Here is a 16,939-nt window from a genome sequence, read left to right as displayed (position 1 = left end):
CGCTATAGCTTTGCTCGGCGCGCGGCGCAACAGGTCGGGCTTGTGTCAAAGCTCGATGGTCTCGCCGATCTTGGGCAGCGCGACCTTGATGCCCGACCCTTCCAGCCCGGCCGTGAATTTGTCGGCGGTCTGGTCGATGATCGGAAAGGTGCCGAAATGGCACGGCACCACCGTGTCGAACTTGAAAAAGCGCTGGCAGGCAAGGGCCGCCACCGCGCCGCCCATGGTGAAGCGGTCGCCGATGGGGACAATACCGATCTGCGGCTGATGCAGTTCGTGGATCAGCGCCATGTCGGAGAAAATATCGGTGTCTCCCATGTGGTAGAGCGTCTTTTCGCCGCCGAAATGCAGCACCAGCCCGCCCGGATTGCCGAGATAGGTGTTTTCGCCACCCTGCCCTTGCGTGGATGAGGAATGCAGCGCCTGCACGAATGTCGTGGTGAACGAGCCGCAATCGACGGTGCCGCCGATATTGCCCGGATTGATCGTGTCGCCGCTGACGCCCTTGCCGACCAGATACATGCAGATCTCAAAATTGGCGACGAGCTGCGCGCCGGTCTTCTTCAGCACCTCGACCGCGCCGCTGATATGGTCGTCATGGCCGTGGGTCAGCAGAACGTGGGTGACGCCTTCGGCCGGTCCTTCGACCCCGCCGTTCCAGGACGGATTGCCGATAAGGTACGGATCGATGAGGATTTTCGCATCCGCCGTTTCTACCTTGAAGGCGGAATGGCCGTACCATGTCAGTTTCATTGCTTGCGTCTCCTCGATTTTTTGTCGGGCCAAGGATAGAACCCTGTCGGTTCAAGTCAAAGGAAAGCCTGTGGGCATTGTCACGATAGAAGAGCTTCCCGCCTATCTGACCGGCGGCAAGACGCTGGCCGGCCTCGACCTCGGCGACAAGACCATTGGCGTGGCGGTGTCGGATCAGAATTTTTCGTTCGCCCATCCACGCCCCGTCATCATGCGCAAGAAGTTCACGCTGGATGCGACGACACTGCTTGCGCAGCTCGCAAAAGAAAATGTCGGTGCGGTCGTCATCGGCCTGCCTGTCAACATGGACGGCTCGGAAGGGCCGAGCGCACAACGATCACGCGCCTTCGTGCGCAGCATGAAGCCGCTTTCGGACCTGCCCTTCGTGATGTGGGACGAGCGGCTTTCGACCGTGGCAGTCGAGCGAACGCTGATCGAGATGGATTTTTCACGCAAGAAGCGCGCCGGCAAGATCGATTCGGCAGCCGCCGCCTTTATTCTGCAGGGAGCCTTGGACCGGCTTCGTGTGCTGAATGGCCCTGCCAGCGCTCGCGCGCAGACCTGAACCAGACGGCGATGGTGCGGCGGCGGCGGAACGCCCAGATTGCCAGCACGATCAACGCATCGAACACGCAGGCCTTGGCAATCATGCCGGGGATGATTGTGGGATCGATGCCCAGCATTTCGCCATAAAGCTCGAAAACGAGATCGTGGAGCTGGCGCGTCAGCATCACGTAGCCAAAATTGATGTCGTAGTAGGACAGGAAGAACCAGCCCCAGAACAGAACCAGCGGGGCTGCCCACATCACCAGCAGATAGCGCATCCAATGGCGCATCAGAACGCCCTTCCGCGGCGTGCAGAGGCTGGCAACGGAAATATCGATAATAGGACTACCAGTGGCTGCATGGCGATTCCGTTTCGGTAACCATAACAGTGAGCCTTGCCGGCCGAAGCCGCAATCTAAACCATTTGTTAAGGTTAACGGAAATTAACAGGTAGCCAAACGCCCCTTGCCGAGCCGCTAAAATTCAACTTGTCGGCGGGTACAGCGTATCGATGATCATGCGGGCATCGTGACGGGCATCCAACATGCCGTAGGTATTGCGCCATTGCCCGGCGAGCCGCGTCTCGACAAAGGCGTCGGCGATGCGCCCTGCCCCCAGCCGTCGCAGTTCCGCCGCCGCCGCCGAAAGCGCCAGTTGCTCCGTCAAGAGACGCGCCGAGCCTTCGTCGGTGCTGGCCACCTGCATGGCGGCCTTGAGCACGCCGATAGTGCCGCGTCCGCCCGCCCCCAGATCGCGGTCGATGCCAGCCAGCACATCCTCGAACAGGCCGGGCGCGCGGTTGAGCACGCGCAACACGTCGAGCGCCATGACGTTGCCCGAGCCTTCCCATATCGCGTTGACCGGGGCCTCGCGGTAATAGCGCGCGAGCGGCGCTTCCTCGACATAGCCGTTGCCGCCCATGCACTCCATTGCCTCGTAGAGCAACGGCGGTGCGATCTTGCAGACCCAGTATTTGACCACAGGCGTCATGGCGCGGGCAAAAGCCGCCTCGCCCCGGTCGCCCGCCGCCTCGTCGAAGGAACGCGCCAGCCGGAACGACAGCGCGGTCGCTGCCGCGACATCGAGTGCCATGTCGGCCAATACGCGCTGCATCAGCGGCTGGTCGATCAGTTTTGCGCCGGAAACCTGGCGGTGGCGCACATGGTGGACGGCTTCCGCCAGTCCCGCCCGCATCAGCGCCGAGGAAGCGACGGCGCAGTCCAGCCGCGTCAGCGTCACCATGTCCATGATCGTTTTGACGCCAGCACCGGGATCGCCGACCATTTCGCCGATGGCGTTGTCGAACTCGACTTCCGAGGAAGCATTCGAACGGTTGCCGAGCTTGTCCTTCAGCCGCTGGAAATGAAAACCGTTGCCCGAGCCGTCGCCCAGAATGCGTGGCACCAGGAAGCACGACAGCCCCTCCGCCGCCTGCCCCAGTACCAGAAAGGCATCGGACATCGGTGCCGACATGAACCATTTGTGGCCATTGAGGCGGTAAAAGCCGGTGCTGCCGGCCCGTTCGGCGCGGGTGACGTTGGCGCGCACATCGGTGCCGCCCTGCTTTTCGGTCATGCCCATGCCGAGCGTCAGCCCGGTTTTTTCCACCGGTGGCTTCTGGCTCTGGTCGTATTTGCGCGTGGTGACGCGCGGGGCCCATTCGCGAAACAGTTTTGGGCTGGCCATCAGCGCCGCCAGCGAGGCGCTGGTCATGGTGATGGGGCACAGATGGCCGGTTTCGAGTTCGGCTGTCAGGTAAAAGCGCGCGGCGCGCACCTGATGGCGCCGGCCGATCTCGGCATCGCCATTTTCCCATACGGAGGAATGCAGGCCATTCGCCACCGAACGGCGCATCAGCGCGTGATAGGCCGGATGGAACTCGACCTGATCGAGCCGCCGGCCCTGGCGGTCATGCGTCTTGAGCTTCGGCGTCTCGGTGTTGGCGAGGCGCGCCAGATCCTGAGCCTCATGCGTCAGCACGAAGCGGCCGAGCGCGTCGAGATCCTTGCGCACGGGGTCGGAAAACTGTTCGGCAAGCTGGATCAGCAGCGGATCGCCGCGCCAGGCATTGCCACCCGTCAGCGGCGGCGGCTGGTTCGTCACTTCGTCGCTCACGCCCTCTCCTCATGCTCGAAGGCACCGGTTGAAAGAATCCGCGCCGTCGCGGCGTTATAGCCTAAGCCCGAGCGCGTGCGCGACGAAAATACCGGGGAGAAGCCATGTAATCCAGAGCCTGTGCTTGCGAGGTGCGCGGCCGCGCCCTATAGCACGCCTTTAAGATGACAGACGCGCCCCCCCTGCCGCTATACCCTCATCGCCATCTTCTTGGCATCAGCACGCTTTCTCCCGCCGACATAGAGCTGCTGCTCGACCGTGCCGACCGCGCGGTGGCGATCTCGCGCCAGCCGGAGAAGAAAACCTCGACCTTGCGCGGGCGAACGCAGATCAACCTGTTCTATGAAGCGTCCACGCGCACGCAGGCTTCCTTCGAGCTTGCGGGAAAAAGGCTCGGCGCGGACGTGATGAACATGGCGGTGGCCAGTTCTTCGGTGAAGAAGGGCGAGACGCTGATCGACACGGCGATGACGCTGAACGCCATGCGGCCCGACATCTTGATCATCCGCCATCAGTCAGCCGGCGCCGCCGCGCTTCTGGCACAAAAAGTCGGCTGTTCGGTGGTCAATGCCGGCGACGGCGCGCATGAGCACCCGACGCAGGCGCTGCTCGACGCGCTGACCATCCGCCGCGCCAAGGGGCCGCTGTCGAAGCTGATCGTGGCGATATGCGGCGACATCCTGCATTCGCGCGTGGCGCGCTCCAACATCATGCTTTTGAACGCGCTGGGCGCGCAGGTACGCGTGGTGGCACCCTCGACGCTTCTACCCACCGGCATCGAGCGCATGGGCGTCATCGTCGCCAAATCGATGGCCGAAGGCCTGAAGGACGCCGACGTGGTGATGATGCTGCGCCTGCAACGCGAGCGCATGGCGGGCGCGTTCGTGCCCTCCATCCGTGAGTATTTCCGCTATTTCGGGCTTGATGCGGAAAAGCTGAAGGCGGCCAAGCCCGACGCGCTGGTCATGCATCCGGGGCCGATGAACCGGGGCGTCGAAATCGCCTCCGAGATCGCCGACGGTCCGCAAAGCGTCATCCAGGAACAGGTGGAGATGGGCGTTGCCGTGCGCATGGCCGTGATGGAAGCGCTGCTCGACCCGCGCCGTAACGAGGGGCGCGGCGCATGAGCATCACCATCCTCCAGCGCGCCCGCATCGTCGATCCGTCGCGTGGCATCGATGAGGTCGGATCAGTCATTATCGACGGCAGCAAGATAGCGGCGGCAGGAGAATCCGCGCTCAATCAGGGCGCGCCGGAAGGTGCTGCCGTCATCGATTGCACCGGCAAAACGATCATCCCCGGTCTGGTCGATTCGCGCGTTTTCATCGGCGAACCGGGCGGCGAGCATCGCGAAACCATTGCCTCGGCCAGCCATGCGGCGGCGGCCGGCGGTGTCACCTCCATCGTGATGATGCCCGACACCGATCCGGTGATCGACAATGTGGCGCTGGTGGAATTCGTGCTGCGCACCGCCAGGGACACGGCCAGCGTCAACGTTTATCCCGCCGCCGCCATCACCAAGGGGCTCGCGGGGCGCGAAATGACCGAGTTCGGCCTGTTGCGCGAGGCCGGCAGCGTCGCCTTCACCGACGGCCGCCACACCATCGCCAGTTCGGCCGTGATGCGCCGCGCGCTGACCTATGCACGCGATTTCGGCGCGGTCATCGCGCATGAGACGCTGGACGCCGACCTTGCCGCGTCGGGCGTCATGAACGAGGGGCTCTATGCAAGCTGGTTGGGCTTGTCCGGCATTCCGCGCGAGTCGGAAATCATTCCGCTGGAGCGCGATCTCGCGCTGGCGCGGCTGACGGGCGGCGGATACCACGCTGCAAAAATCTCCACCGCGATGGCCTCGAACGCGATCGCGCGCGCCAAAGCAGACGGCGCGAATGTTTCCGCCGGCGTGTCGATCCACAATCTTTGCCTCAATGAAAACGATGTCGGCGAATACCGGACCTTTTTCCGCCTGACGCCGCCGCTGCGCGCCGAAGACGACCGGCTGGCGATGGTCGAGGCCGTGAAAGACGGCACGATCGACCTCATCGTCTCCTCGCACGATCCGCAGGACGTGGACACCAAGCGCCTGCCCTTCGCCGACGCCGCAGCGGGCGCGATCGGGCTGGAAACGCTGCTGGGCGCCGCGCTCCGGCTTTATCACAATGAGGACGTTTCCTTGCTTCGGCTGATCGAACTGCTGTCCACGGCTCCGTCAAAGCTGTTCGGCCTGCCGGGCGGTACGCTGAAGCCCGGCGCATCCGCCGATCTGGCGCTGGTCGATCTGGACGAGCCGTGGGTGGTCAGCGAAAGCGGCATCCGCTCGCGCTCCAAGAACACCTGTTTCGAGGGCGCGCGCCTGCAGGGCAAGGTCTTGCAAACGATGGTCGCGGGCCGCACAGTGTTTTCGGCTTAGGCTGGCATGGGCCCGGCCAACCTGGGGGAGCCATGACCAGTTTTTACATTATCGCGCTGATTTTCGGCTATCTGCTCGGCTCGATCCCCTTCGGCCTGCTGCTTACCCGCGCCGCCGGGCTGGGCGATGTGCGCGCCATCGGCTCCGGCAATATCGGCGCGACCAATGTGCTGCGAACCGGCAATAAGGGCCTCGCTGCCGCCACGCTGATCCTTGACATACTGAAAGGCACGGCCGCCGTGCTGATCGCCGCCCACTACGCCGCGGAATTCGGACCGGGGCTCGGCCTGTGGGCGGGTTTTGGCGCTTTCATCGGCCATCTTTTCCCGGCGTGGCTCGGCTTCAAGGGCGGCAAGGGCGTCGCCACCTATCTCGGCGTACTGCTCGGGCTGGCATGGCAGGGCGCGCTGGTATTCGCGGCCGTATGGCTGATCGTCGCCATCATCTTCCGCTACTCGTCGCTCGCGGCGCTGACGGCCGCCGTCGTGGTGCCGGTAGCACTGTGGTTTCAGGCGTCGCCGCAAATCGCCATGCTGTTTGCGCTCATGAGCCTTATCGTCTTCATCAAGCATCGCGCCAACATCTCCCGGCTGATGGCAGGCACGGAGGGCCGGATCGGCGCCAAGGGATGAACGAGCGCACTGCTGCGCCTCGTCTCAACGACCGGCAGCGGCTCGCCTGGCTTCGGCTGATCCGCACCCAGAATGTTGGCCCGGCCACGTTTCGCGATCTGATAAACCGCTTCGGCTCAGCCGAAACAGCGCTTGAAATGCTGCCCGAGCTGATGATTTCGGGCGGTGCGAACCGCCTCGGGCGCATCCCTTCGCTTGCGGAAGCAGAAGCGGAAATGGAAGCCGCCAAAAAGGCTGGCGCACGCTTCGTCGGCATCGGCGAGGCGGATTACCCGCCGCTGCTGAAAGCCATCGACCACCCACCGCCGCTTTTGGCGATGAAGGGCCAAGGGGCTGTGTTCGGCTTGCCGGCGGTGGCGATCGTGGGCGCACGCAACGCTTCGCTTGCCGGCATCAAGATGGCCCGCGCGCTTGCCGCCGACCTTGGCCGCGAAGGCTATGCCGTCGTCTCCGGCCTGGCGCGCGGCATCGATACCGCAGCCCATGAGGGTAGCCTTTCGACAGGCACGGTGGGCGTTCTCGCCGGGGGCCTGGACATGCCATACCCGCCCGAAAACATTGGGCTGATCGAGGATATCTGCGAGCGCGGCGGCGCGGTCATTTCCGAAATGCCGTTCGGCTGGCAAGCGCGCGCGCAGGACTTTCCGCGCCGCAACCGGCTGGTCGCAGGTGCTGCCTTCGGACTGGTGGTGGTGGAAGCGGCAAAGCGATCCGGCTCGCTGATCAGCGCGCGGCTTGCGGGCGAAATGGGGCGGCTGGTGTTCGCCGTGCCGGGCTCGCCGCTCGACCCGCGCGCCGGCGGCGCCAACGGCCTGCTCAAGGACGGCGCTATTCTCGTCACCGAGGCGGATGACGTTATCAGCGCGCTCTCCCCGCTTTCGGCGATGCCTGCGTCGTTCGCCCTGCCGCTGGAGGAACCGCCGGATTTCTCCGTAACGCCGCCCGGCGAGGACGACCGTGCACGTATCATAGAAGCGCTGGGACCGACGCCGGTGGCCGCCGACGAGATCATCCATCACACCGGCCTGCATCCGGCGCAGGTGTTCATGGTGCTGCTCGAACTGGATCTGGCGGGCCGGCTGGAACGCCATGCCGGGGGCCATGTCTCGCTTGTTTTCTAACTGCTTGATTTGTCAGTGGTGGGCGGGGTGGGTATCGAACCCACGACCATTCGATTAAAAGTCGAATGCTCTACCACTGAGCTACCCGCCCGCCTTGATCGATCGCCGTCCTGCAATGCCGGCGAGCGGCCCGACCTGCAGCGTGCAATACACCTTCCGCAAACCATGGGCATGTATTCGATGCGCCGAGACAGGATTGCGTCCTTTCGCGAGCGCAGAAGCACCCCGGAAAGTGCGCGGAACATAGGGAGACTGCTCGGGTCGGTCAACCGAAAAAAGCAAGGCATCAGACCTCGCTTTAACAGTGGATCCCTGTGGTTTGGCAACCGGCCAACGTTGCGCTGCGTTACGGTTGCCAACGGAACCGCACGCAACGCGGTTTGACAATCTGGAGCTTGCTCGGAACGAATGGGTTGCCCAATCGTTGTTTGCACCAAAGGGACCAATTTTTGAGGAGAAAGTCATGAACAAGATTACATCGGGCATAATGGCCGGCGTGTTGAGCTTATCGTTTGCGGGTGCGGGAATGATCCCCGCCCAAGCGGCGTCCGTGTATGTTCCACAACAGCAAATGACGACGCCGAACGTGCAAACAGTGCAGTGGAAGCGGCGGAATTGGCAGCGTCATTCCCGTAACGATAGCCGTCGCTACTGGCGCGGACATCGCGGCCACGATCATTATCGCCGAGGCTACCGCCGTCACGGCAATCTATGGTTCCCGCTAGCCGCATTCGCTACAGGCGCGATTATTTCCGGCGCCATCGCTAATGACAGGCCACCGGCTTATAGCGGCAATTCGCATGTCCAATATTGCTATGACCGGTATAGATCCTATCGGGCTTCGGACAACACGTTCCAGCCCTATAACGGTCCGCGCCAACAGTGCCGCTCGCCATACTGAGTAGAGTTGATCGACTGGAAAGGCCCGCGCTGTTACCGGCGCGGGCCCTTTTCGTGTCAACCGGCGCTCAGCGTGCGCCGAACGGCGTCGCGCCAGCCCTTGAGCTTGGCGGTGCGCTGCTTCTCCGCCATTGCCGGTTCGAAGCGGCGGTCGAGCGCCCAGGCTTTGGCAAATTCGTCCGCTTGCGGCCAGACTCCCGCCCGCGACCCTGCCAGCCAGGCCGCGCCCAGAGCCGTCGTTTCGAGAATTGTCGGCCGGTCAACCGGCGCATCCAGAATGTCGGCCAGCCGCTGCATCGTCCAGTCGGACGCCACCATGCCGCCATCGACCCGCAGCACCGTCTCGGACGAAGCGGCTTTCCAGTCCTTGCGCATGGCGTCGAGCAGGTCGCGCGTCTGATAAGCAACCGATTCGAGTGCGGCGCGGGCGAATTCCGCCGGGCCGGAATTCCGGGTCAGACCGAAAATCGCGCCGCGCGCTTCCGCATCCCAATGCGGCGCGCCCAACCCGACAAAGGCCGGCACCAGATAGACCTCCTGGGTCGGATCGGCTGCCGCCGCCAGCTTTCCCGTCTCTTCCGCCTTGGCGATGATCTTCAAGCCATCGCGCAGCCACTGAACGGCGGCCCCAGCGATAAAGATGGAACCCTCCAGCGCGTAAGTGGTGCGGCCGTTCAGGCGATAGGCAATCGTGGTCAAAAGCCGGTTTTTCGACCGCACGATATCGGTGCCCGTGTTGAGCAGCGCGAAGCAGCCGGTGCCGTAGGTGGATTTCAGCATCCCCGGCTGGAAACAGGCTTGGCCGATGGTCGCGGCATGCTGGTCGCCGGCGACGCCGAGGATTTTTATCTCGGCTCCAAACAGATTTTTGTCCGTTACTCCATAATCATCGGCGCAATCCTTCACCTGCGGCAGCAGGATCGCCGGGATGTTCAGGATGTCGAGCAGTTCGTCGTCCCACGCATTCTTCTCGATGTTGTAAACCAGCGTGCGCGAGGCGTTGGTGGCATCCGTAGCATGCACTTTTCCACCGGTCAGCCGCCAGATCAGGAAACTGTCGATGGTGCCGGCCAACAATTCGCCGCGCTCGGCGCGCTTTCTTGCGCCCTTCACCTTGTCCAGCATCCAGGCGATTTTTGTGCCGGAAAAATACGGATCGAGCAAAAGCCCGGTCTTCTTCGTGAATTTCTTCTCCAGCCCCTGCTTCTTCAGTTTCTGGCACAGAGGTGCCGTGCGCCGGTCCTGCCAGACGATGGCCGGATGAATCGGCTTGCCGGTCGCCTTGTCCCAGATGACGACGGTTTCACGCTGGTTGGTAATGCCGATTGCAGCGATCCCGGACGCGTCGCGCCCGGCGTTCTTCAGCGCCGCCTTGACCGACCAGAGGACGCTCGCCCAGATTTCCTCCGGGTCATGCTCGACCCAGCCGGAGGCGGGATAATGTTGCGCGAATTCTTTTTGCCCAACGCCCGCGATCTTCATCTTTCCGTCGAACAGGATTGCGCGGCTTGATGTCGTCCCCTGATCTATCGCCAGGATAAAACCGGTCATTCCCCCTCCCTGAAATCAATGGTCGCGCATCAACCGGGTCAAAGCCCCTGCATGAATTCGTCGAGCGCGGCCGTCTGCGCAGCGTTGAAATGCAGCCCGCGCTTGGTACGCCGCCACAGCACGTCCTCGGCTGTCTGCGCCCACTCGTTTTGCGAAAGATAGCGTATTTCGGCCTCGTACAGTTGCGCGCCGAAATCGCGGCCCAGATCGGCAAGCGATTTGGCCTCTCCCAGCAACGCCCGTACGCGCGTGCCGTAAAGCCGCGTCAGCCGGCGGGCATACCGCGCATCGAGGAAGGGATAGGCCTTCTCCACTTTCGCGACTTCCGCCTCAAACCCGGTTGCCGGAAAATCACCGCCCGGCAGCGGGGCGCTGGCCGTCCACGGCTTGCCGCGCTTGCCCAAATAGCCTTCGATCTTTTCAAGCATGGATTCCGACAGCCGGCGATAAGTGGTGATCTTGCCGCCGAAAGCGTCGAGAATCGGTGCCTGACCGTCGCCGCCCTCGCCCTTCAGCACGTAGTCGCGGGTGGCCTCCTGCGCTTTCGAGGCATGATCGTCATAGAGCGGCCGGACCGCCGAATAGGTCCAGACGATATCGGTGCGCAGCACCGGCTCGGCAAAATACTCGCTTGCTGCAGCACACAGGTAATCAATCTCGGTATCGCTGATGTTCACGACATGCGGGTCGCCGGTGAAATCGCGGTCGGTGGTGCCGATCAACGTGAATTCTTCCTCGTAGGGGATCGCGAAAATGATACGGCCGTCCTTGTTCTGGAAGAAATAGGCGCGCGGATCGTCGAATTTCTTGCGCACTACAATGTGGCTGCCCTGAACGAGGCGGACATTGTGCGCGTCCTTCTGGCCGACCACGGTGGACAGCACATGATCCACCCACGGCCCGGCGCAATTGACCAGCAGGCGCGCCTTGACCTCTTCGGTCTTCTTCGTGCGCGCATCTTCAAGCGTGATCGACCACAGTTCCCCCTCGCGCCGCGCACCGATGACCTTCGTGCGGGTTCGGACGACAGCACCACGGTCGGCCGCGTCGCGGGCGTTCAGCGCAACCAGCCGGGCATCGTTGACCCAGCCATCGGAATATTCGAACGCCTTTTGAAAGAGCGGTTTCAGCGGCTTGCCGGCCGGATCGGTGTGCATGTCCAGCGTCTTGGTCGCCGGCAAGAGCTTGCGCCCGCCAATGTGGTCATAGAGAAACAGGCCAAGCCGCAGCATCCAGGCGGGGCGCAGTCCCTTGGCGTAAGGCAGCACGAACCGCATCGGCCAGATGATGTGCGGGGCGTTGCGCCACAGCACCTCGCGCTCCATAAGCGCCTCGCGAACGAGCCGGAACTCATAGAATTCCAGATAGCGCAGGCCGCCATGAATGAGTTTGGTCGAGCCGGAAGAGGTGCCGCTGGCCAGGTCGTTCATTTCGGCCAGGAAAACGGAAAAGCCGCGCCCGGCAGCGTCGCGGGCGATGCCGCAGCCGTTGATGCCGCCACCTATGACAAAAATGTCATGGACCTGCGATGCGTCCACGGACCCCTCCGATATTTTCGGATTGCAGCGCAATCGCTGATTTCGAAATACGTTTTGATTATTTCGAAATTATAACGCGTGTCAAACGAAATATCGGAGCGACAACTGCCTGAAAACGCCGCTCATTCGAGCGCAGCTTCGATCAGGTCCACTTCGGATTCCGCGCATATACGGCGAATGGAAGCGATGTCGCAGCGATCCGTTATGAACGTATCGACCTGCGACAGATGCCCGATGCGAACCGGCGCGGTGCGCTCGAACTTGGTCTGGTCCGAAACCAGGATGACATGCCGCGCATTGGCGATAATCGCCTGGGCTACCTTCACCTCGCGAAAATCAAAATCGAGCAGCGCACCGTCATGGTCGATCGCGGACGCACCGATCACCGCATAATCGACCTTGAACTGCTTGATGAAATCCACCGCCGCCTCGCCAACGACGCCGCCGTCGGAGCCGCGCACCACGCCGCCGGCGATCACCACCTCGATCGAAGGATAGACGCGCATCCTGTTGGCAACGTTGATGTTATTGGTGATGACCATCAACCCTTGATGATCGAGCAGCGCCTTGCTGACTGCTTCCGTCGTGGTGCCGATATTGACGAACAGCGAGGCATTGTCTGGAATAAGCCTTGCCGCCGCACGGCCGATTATATCCTTCTCATCGGCGGCGATCTTGCGACGCGCCTCATATTCCATGTTCTCGATGCCGGACGGAAACAGCGCCCCGCCATGGATGCGGGACAACAGCCGCTGGTCGCACAAATCGTTCAGATCCTTGCGGATGGTCTGCGGCGTGACATTAAAATGCGTCGCCAGATCGTCGACCAGCACGCGCCCATTGTCCTTGGCCATCTGGACGATTTCGGAATGGCGCGGCGAAAGAAACATCGGTCGGTTTCCAGTTTCGTTTTCTTTATTTATAACCAAAAACGAAAATGGAAAAGGCTTTCGCGGCATTCATCGGTGGAGCACTGGCGGCTGACCGTCCTATTTGTCGGGAAAATCCGGAAGCTTCTGGAACGCCTCCTTCAGCGCGTTCGACCAGCCTTCCGAAATGGTGCGGTAATACGGATCGTCCTGGCCTATCCGTTTCCTGAAGCCTGCCTTGAAGCTTTCCTTCTCATAGAAAAGAAGATCGAGCGGCAGGCCCACGGAAAGGTTCGATTTCAGCGTCGAATCGAACGAGACAAGCAACAGCTTTACCGCCTCGGCAAAACTCATCGCTCTTTCATACGCCCGGATGATGATCGGCTTGCCGTATTTGGTCTCACCGATCTGGAAGAACGGCGTGTCGTCACTGGCTTCGATGAAATTGCCTTCCGGGTAAATCATGAAAAGCCGCGGTTCGCTGCCCCTGATCTGCCCGCCCAGGATGAACGACGCATTGAATGAAGAATCGGCGCTCTCGCCCTCCGGCGAGGAACTGGCGATCACTTCCTTGATCGTATCGCCGACCATGCGCGCCGTCTGGTACATGGAAGGCGTCGCCAGCACCGTTGCCTGCCGGTCGGACACCGCCTTGCTGCGCTCGTCCAGCAGGCTGACGACGGCCTGGGTCGACGCCAGATTGCCGGCCGACATCAAAACGATCACGCGCTCGCCCGGCTCCTCCCAGACATGCATCTTGCGGAATGTCGAAATGGAATCCATGCCCGCATTGGTGCGCGTATCCGACATGAATACGAGCCCGCGATCCAGCTTCAGGCCGACGCAATAGGTCATGCAGTCCTCTAACAGCGAATTTTTCGGATTACTGCTCTACGGTGACGGTGACCGCAAGCTCTTCTTGCGCCTGTCCTACCCGAATTCCCGAGACGGGCATGGCGTCGCGATAGTCGCGGCCGGTCGCCACCCGGACATAGCGCTCGTCCGGCGAGATGCCGTTGGCGACATCGAAGGCAACCCAGCCCAGCCCCGAAACATGCGCTTCCGCCCAGGCATGGCTGGCCGCCTGCTCCACCGTATCGTTCATCATCAGATAGCCGCTGATATAACGGGCGGGGAAACCCAGAACGCGCGCGGCCGCGCAGAAAATATGGGTATGGTCCTGGCAGACGCCCGTTGCCAGCGCCAAAGCGTCCTCGGCCGGGGTCGCCACGGTGGTGCTGCCCGGCGTATAGGCGACCCGTTCGCCGATTATCACCATCAGCCGATGCAGGCGCTCGATCTCCGTGCCGTCATCCACCGACGCAACCAGCGCGCGGATACCGTCGCCGGCTGTCGTCAACGGCGTCTGGCTCTTGAAAAGCCACAGTGGCGCAAAGCCTTGATGCGGGCCGACAACGCCTGCGGTGTCGTGCGTGACCACGTCGCCGGAAGCTTCGACCGTTATGAAATTCCTTTCGCCATCGACGCTCAGCAGGCGCGTGTCATTGCCGAACTGGTCGGCGAACCGCACCTCCTCGCGCGCGCCATCGATGGCCAGCGACCACGCCAGAACCGTCTGCGTCTGCCCGCTCTGCGGAAGCAGGCGCAACCGCTGCAACGCATACTGCACAGGCGCGTCGTAGCGATATTCGGTGCGATGGGTGATCTTTAGTTTCATCCAACTTTCCCTAGACGCATGATCTCATCCGAAAACCGCTTCCCACTTTTCGGGATCATGCTCAGTAGAACCGGTAATCTTGCCCGATCTCGTCGCCGAGCCGCGTATTGCACTGGATAAAGTCGGTCAGGAATTCATGCAGGCCGGTGTCGAATATGCTCTTGATCGAGCCGCCCTTCAGCATCGCGTGCGTCGTTTCCGCCGTCGCATGGCAAGTGTGGCGCTCGCTGTAATCGTCGCCAAGAAATTTCAGATGTTCCGCGATGAAGCGATAGCAGAAGGTCAGCGAGCGCGGCATGCGCGCGTTCAAGATGAGATAGTCGGCAATGTTGGCCGGCTTGTAGGCGGCGTCGTAGTTCCAGCGATAGGACCGATGCGCCGACACGGAGCGCAGGATCGATTCCCACTGGGAATTGTCCAGGCTCGAACCGACCCAGGAAATCGACGGCAACAAGACATAATATTTCACGTCGAGGATGCGGGCCGTGTTGTCGGCGCGCTCGACATAGGTGCCAAGCTGCGAGAAGTCGAAAATCTCGTTGCGCAGCATGGTGCCGTAGAACGCACCGCGGATCAGCGCCGTCTCGCGCTTGATGGCGTCGAGAACGGCCGGCAGGTCGCGCTCGTCGATGGGGGTGGCCAGCATCCGCTTCAGCGACATCCACGCTTCGTTGATGGCCTCCCACGTCTCGCGGGTCAACGCGGTGCGCACCATGCGGGCGTTGTTGCGCGCCGTCTCGATGGACACCATGGCGCTTGACGGATTCGACACGTCGCGCAGCAGGAAGTCGGCGACGTTGGCGGACGTATAATCGGCATATTTCTGCGAATAGGCGTAGTCGGCGCCGGCGCTCAACAGCACCGAGGCCCACTCCTCGGATGCCTCCTGCGTTCTGGTCAGCGCCATGCGCAGCCCGGCATCAACCAGCCGTGCCATGTTCTCCGCCCGCTCAATATAGCGGTTCATCCAGTAAAGCCCGTTGGCGGTACGACCGAGCAACATCAGCAGCCCCAGGATTGAGGTTCAATCATCCAGCACCCACGTGTCCTTCGTCCCGCCGCCTTGCGAGGAGTTGACCACCAGCGAGCCCGGTTTGAGCGCTACGCGTGTCAGGCCTCCCGGCACGATCTGGATGCGGTCGGACACCAGTACATAGGGGCGCAGGTCGACATGGCGCGGCGCGAGGCCTTTTTCCGTCAGGATCGGGCAGGTGGACAGCGCCAGCGTCGGCTGAGCGATGTAGTTGGAGGGTTTTGCGGCGAGTTTCTTCGAAAAATCCTCGCATTCCTGCTTCGTCGCCGCAGGCCCGACCAGCATGCCGTAGCCGCCTGAACCGTGAACCTCCTTGATGACCAGTTCATCGATATGCTCGAGCACATATTTCAGGCTGTCCGGCTCCGAGCAGCGCCAGGTCGGAATATTGCCGAGGATCGCCTTGCGGCCGGTGTAGAATTCCACGATCTCCGGCATGTAGGAATAGATCGCCTTGTCGTCGGCGATGCCGGTGCCGGGCGCGTTGGCGATGGTGATGTTGCCGGCGCGGTAGGCATCCATGATGCCTGGCACGCCGAGCGTCGAATCCGGCCTAAAGGTCAGCGGATCGAGATAATTGTCGTCGACGCGCCGGTAAAGCACGTCGATCTGCTTGTAGCCTTGCGTGGTGCGCATGGCGACATGGCCGTCAACCACGCGCAGATCCTGCCCTTCGACCAGTTGCACGCCCATCTGGTCGGCCAGGAACGCATGCTCGAAATAGGCGGAATTGAAGCTGCCCGGCGTCAGCACCGCGATGGTGGGGACGCCCTCGACACCTTCAGGCCGCACCGCTGCCAGCGACTGGCGCAGAAGCTGCGGATAGTTCTCGACCGGGCGAACCTTGATCTTCTGGAACAGCTCCGGGAACAGCTGCATCATGGTTTCGCGGTTTTCCAGCATGTAGGAAACACCGGAAGGCGTGCGCGCATTATCTTCCAGCACGTAGAATTCGTTCTCGCTGATGCGCACGATATCGACGCCGATAATGTGGGTGTAGACGCCGGCCGGCGGCCGCACGCCGATCATTTCCGGCAGAAAAGCCTCATTATTGGCGATCAGTTCCCTGGGAATGCGGCCCGCGCGCAAAATTTCCTGGCGATGGTAGATGTCGTCGAGAAAGGCGTTGAGCGCCTGCACGCGCTGCTCGATGCCCTGGGTCAGCCTGCGCCATTCGTTGCCGGCAATGATGCGGGGCACGATGTCGAACGGGATCAGCCGCTCGGCCGCCTCCTGCTCGCCATAGACGGCAAAGGTGATGCCCGTCTTGCGGAAGACGCGCTCGGCGTCCTGCATTTTCTGGGTGAGCCTTTCCGGCTCCTGTTCTTTCAACCAGCGATCGTACACGGAATAAGGACTTCTCAGTCCCGATGTTTCCGGAAGCATCTCGTCGAAAGCTGTCAATCGCCCGCTCTCCTGCCGCCGCCATTTCAAATGCGGAAAGCAAGAAAAGCAAGCGATTTAGGGATTACGCAGCGGAATGGCGCTCAAAAGGCGCGAAAAGTCACCATCGTGAAGGTGTCCTTGATGCCGGCGATGACCTGCACCTTCTGATTGACGAAATGGCCGATATCTTCCTCGTCGCCGACATAGAACTTGGCAAGAAGATCGAACTGGCCGGCAGTCGAATAGATTTCCGAAGCGATCTCGGCATCCGCAAGCGCGCTCGCCACGTCGTAGGCCCTGCCCAGATCGCATTTTATCTGCACGAAAAACGCCTTCATGGCACGGTCCTGTCTATTGTACGCTGATGCCTGCTCTTGTCGCAGACTGCAGCCGGCCTTTCAAGCATC

The 16,939-nt window shown here is 61.9% G+C and carries 17 protein-coding genes and 1 tRNA gene; 6 read left to right on the top strand and 12 right to left on the bottom strand.

Going from position 1 to position 16,939, the window contains the following annotated elements; translation table 11 throughout:
• Window positions 1-45: 45 nt before the first annotated feature.
• Window positions 46-753: a metal-dependent hydrolase gene (locus tag ACX3P1_RS06005; RefSeq protein ID WP_459078645.1), complete on the bottom strand. Its 708-nt coding sequence runs from the start codon at window positions 751-753 to the stop codon at window positions 46-48.
• Between the two features lie 70 nt (window positions 754-823).
• Between ACX3P1_RS06005 and ruvX the strand changes: the two genes are divergently transcribed.
• On the top strand, window positions 824-1,318 hold the full coding sequence (ruvX, locus tag ACX3P1_RS06000) for a Holliday junction resolvase RuvX (RefSeq protein WP_459078644.1): 495 nt from the start codon (window positions 824-826) through the stop codon (window positions 1,316-1,318).
• On the opposite strand, the gene ACX3P1_RS05995 is transcribed toward ruvX, so the two are convergent.
• Together ACX3P1_RS05995 and ACX3P1_RS05990 are read right to left on the bottom strand one after the other, a co-directional pair.
• Window positions 1,248-1,577, bottom strand: a complete 330-nt coding sequence (locus ACX3P1_RS05995; protein ID WP_459078792.1) for a DUF6105 family protein — start codon at window positions 1,575-1,577, stop codon at window positions 1,248-1,250. The genes ruvX and ACX3P1_RS05995 overlap by 71 nt on opposite strands.
• A 205-nt stretch (window positions 1,578-1,782) precedes the next feature.
• Window positions 1,783-3,414, bottom strand: coding sequence for a DNA alkylation response protein (locus ACX3P1_RS05990; RefSeq protein ID WP_459078643.1), 1,632 nt, complete (start codon window positions 3,412-3,414; stop codon window positions 1,783-1,785).
• 164 nt (window positions 3,415-3,578) lie between these two features.
• Here ACX3P1_RS05990 and ACX3P1_RS05985 point away from each other — a divergent pair, with 164 nt between their 5' ends.
• From ACX3P1_RS05985 to dprA, 4 genes are read left to right on the top strand one after another with little or no spacing between them, the layout of a single operon-like run.
• A complete protein-coding gene (locus ACX3P1_RS05985; protein WP_459078642.1) occupies window positions 3,579-4,541 on the top strand; it encodes an aspartate carbamoyltransferase catalytic subunit in 963 nt (320 codons plus the stop codon).
• Window positions 4,538-5,824 (top strand): dihydroorotase, encoded by a 1,287-nt coding sequence (locus ACX3P1_RS05980; protein WP_459078641.1) that lies wholly within the window; start codon window positions 4,538-4,540, stop codon window positions 5,822-5,824. The genes ACX3P1_RS05985 and ACX3P1_RS05980 overlap by 4 nt, the downstream gene beginning before the upstream one ends.
• A gap of 32 nt (window positions 5,825-5,856) precedes the next feature.
• Entirely contained in the window at window positions 5,857-6,456 is a 600-nt protein-coding gene (gene plsY / locus ACX3P1_RS05975) for a glycerol-3-phosphate 1-O-acyltransferase PlsY (RefSeq protein ID WP_459078640.1), read from the top strand.
• Complete coding sequence (gene dprA / locus ACX3P1_RS05970) at window positions 6,453-7,577, top strand: DNA-processing protein DprA (RefSeq protein WP_459078639.1); 1,125 nt, start codon at window positions 6,453-6,455, stop codon at window positions 7,575-7,577. Before plsY ends, dprA begins: the two co-directional genes overlap by 4 nt.
• Window positions 7,578-7,593: 16 nt before the next feature.
• On the opposite strand, the gene ACX3P1_RS05965 is transcribed toward dprA, so the two are convergent.
• Window positions 7,594-7,668, bottom strand: a tRNA-Lys gene (locus tag ACX3P1_RS05965).
• A 372-nt stretch (window positions 7,669-8,040) separates the two neighbouring features.
• Here ACX3P1_RS05965 and ACX3P1_RS05960 point away from each other — a divergent pair.
• Window positions 8,041-8,478 (top strand): BA14K family protein, encoded by a 438-nt coding sequence (locus ACX3P1_RS05960; protein WP_459078638.1) that lies wholly within the window; start codon window positions 8,041-8,043, stop codon window positions 8,476-8,478.
• Window positions 8,479-8,534: 56 nt separating this feature from the next.
• Here the strand turns inward: ACX3P1_RS05960 and glpK are convergent, their stop codons facing one another.
• The 8 genes from glpK to ACX3P1_RS05920 all read right to left on the bottom strand — a co-directional run bounded on the left by glpK (window position 8,535) and on the right by ACX3P1_RS05920 (window position 16,870).
• Entirely contained in the window at window positions 8,535-10,028 is a 1,494-nt protein-coding gene (gene glpK / locus ACX3P1_RS05955; protein WP_459078637.1) for a glycerol kinase GlpK, read from the bottom strand.
• Between the two features lie 38 nt (window positions 10,029-10,066).
• On the bottom strand, window positions 10,067-11,566 hold the full coding sequence (gene glpD, locus ACX3P1_RS05950) for a glycerol-3-phosphate dehydrogenase (RefSeq protein WP_459078636.1): 1,500 nt from the start codon (window positions 11,564-11,566) through the stop codon (window positions 10,067-10,069).
• Window positions 11,567-11,688: 122 nt separating this feature from the next.
• The gene (locus ACX3P1_RS05945) at window positions 11,689-12,456 is read right to left on the bottom strand and encodes a DeoR/GlpR family DNA-binding transcription regulator (protein WP_459078635.1); all 768 of its coding nucleotides are present in this window, start codon (window positions 12,454-12,456) and stop codon (window positions 11,689-11,691) included.
• A 99-nt stretch (window positions 12,457-12,555) separates the two neighbouring features.
• Entirely contained in the window at window positions 12,556-13,290 is a 735-nt protein-coding gene (locus ACX3P1_RS05940; protein WP_459078634.1) for a peptidase, read from the bottom strand.
• Between the two features lie 28 nt (window positions 13,291-13,318).
• Window positions 13,319-14,113 carry a transglutaminase family protein gene (locus tag ACX3P1_RS05935; protein ID WP_459078633.1) on the bottom strand — a complete coding sequence of 265 codons (795 nt, stop codon included), beginning with the start codon at window positions 14,111-14,113 and terminating at the stop codon, window positions 13,319-13,321.
• A 61-nt stretch (window positions 14,114-14,174) separates the two neighbouring features.
• The gene (locus ACX3P1_RS05930) at window positions 14,175-15,116 is read right to left on the bottom strand and encodes an alpha-E domain-containing protein (protein ID WP_459078632.1); all 942 of its coding nucleotides are present in this window, start codon (window positions 15,114-15,116) and stop codon (window positions 14,175-14,177) included.
• Between the two features lie 21 nt (window positions 15,117-15,137).
• The gene (locus ACX3P1_RS05925) at window positions 15,138-16,550 is read right to left on the bottom strand and encodes a circularly permuted type 2 ATP-grasp protein (protein ID WP_459078631.1); all 1,413 of its coding nucleotides are present in this window, start codon (window positions 16,548-16,550) and stop codon (window positions 15,138-15,140) included.
• Between the two features lie 83 nt (window positions 16,551-16,633).
• Entirely contained in the window at window positions 16,634-16,870 is a 237-nt protein-coding gene (locus ACX3P1_RS05920; RefSeq protein WP_459078630.1) for an Lrp/AsnC ligand binding domain-containing protein, read from the bottom strand.
• Window positions 16,871-16,939 lie beyond the last annotated feature (69 nt).

Source organism: Mesorhizobium sp. A623 (assembly GCF_054489405.1).
This window is presented reverse-complemented; position numbering and strand designations above follow the sequence as displayed.

Coding starts and splice junctions, on each gene's coding strand:
- ACX3P1_RS06005 (WP_459078645.1), bottom strand. CDS start 753: ATGAAACTGACATGGTACGGCCATTCCGCCTTCAAGGTAGAAACGGCG.
- ACX3P1_RS05995 (WP_459078792.1), bottom strand. CDS start 1,577: ATGCGCTATCTGCTGGTGATGTGGGCAGCCCCGCTGGTTCTGTTCTGG.
- ACX3P1_RS05985 (WP_459078642.1), top strand. CDS start 3,579: ATGACAGACGCGCCCCCCCTGCCGCTATACCCTCATCGCCATCTTCTT.
- ACX3P1_RS05980 (WP_459078641.1), top strand. CDS start 4,538: ATGAGCATCACCATCCTCCAGCGCGCCCGCATCGTCGATCCGTCGCGT.
- plsY (WP_459078640.1), top strand. CDS start 5,857: ATGACCAGTTTTTACATTATCGCGCTGATTTTCGGCTATCTGCTCGGC.
- dprA (WP_459078639.1), top strand. CDS start 6,453: ATGAACGAGCGCACTGCTGCGCCTCGTCTCAACGACCGGCAGCGGCTC.
- ACX3P1_RS05960 (WP_459078638.1), top strand. CDS start 8,041: ATGAACAAGATTACATCGGGCATAATGGCCGGCGTGTTGAGCTTATCG.
- glpK (WP_459078637.1), bottom strand. CDS start 10,028: ATGACCGGTTTTATCCTGGCGATAGATCAGGGGACGACATCAAGCCGC.
- ACX3P1_RS05945 (WP_459078635.1), bottom strand. CDS start 12,456: ATGTTTCTTTCGCCGCGCCATTCCGAAATCGTCCAGATGGCCAAGGAC.
- ACX3P1_RS05940 (WP_459078634.1), bottom strand. CDS start 13,290: ATGACCTATTGCGTCGGCCTGAAGCTGGATCGCGGGCTCGTATTCATG.
- ACX3P1_RS05935 (WP_459078633.1), bottom strand. CDS start 14,113: ATGAAACTAAAGATCACCCATCGCACCGAATATCGCTACGACGCGCCT.
- ACX3P1_RS05930 (WP_459078632.1), bottom strand. CDS start 15,116: ATGTTGCTCGGTCGTACCGCCAACGGGCTTTACTGGATGAACCGCTAT.
- ACX3P1_RS05920 (WP_459078630.1), bottom strand. CDS start 16,870: ATGAAGGCGTTTTTCGTGCAGATAAAATGCGATCTGGGCAGGGCCTAC.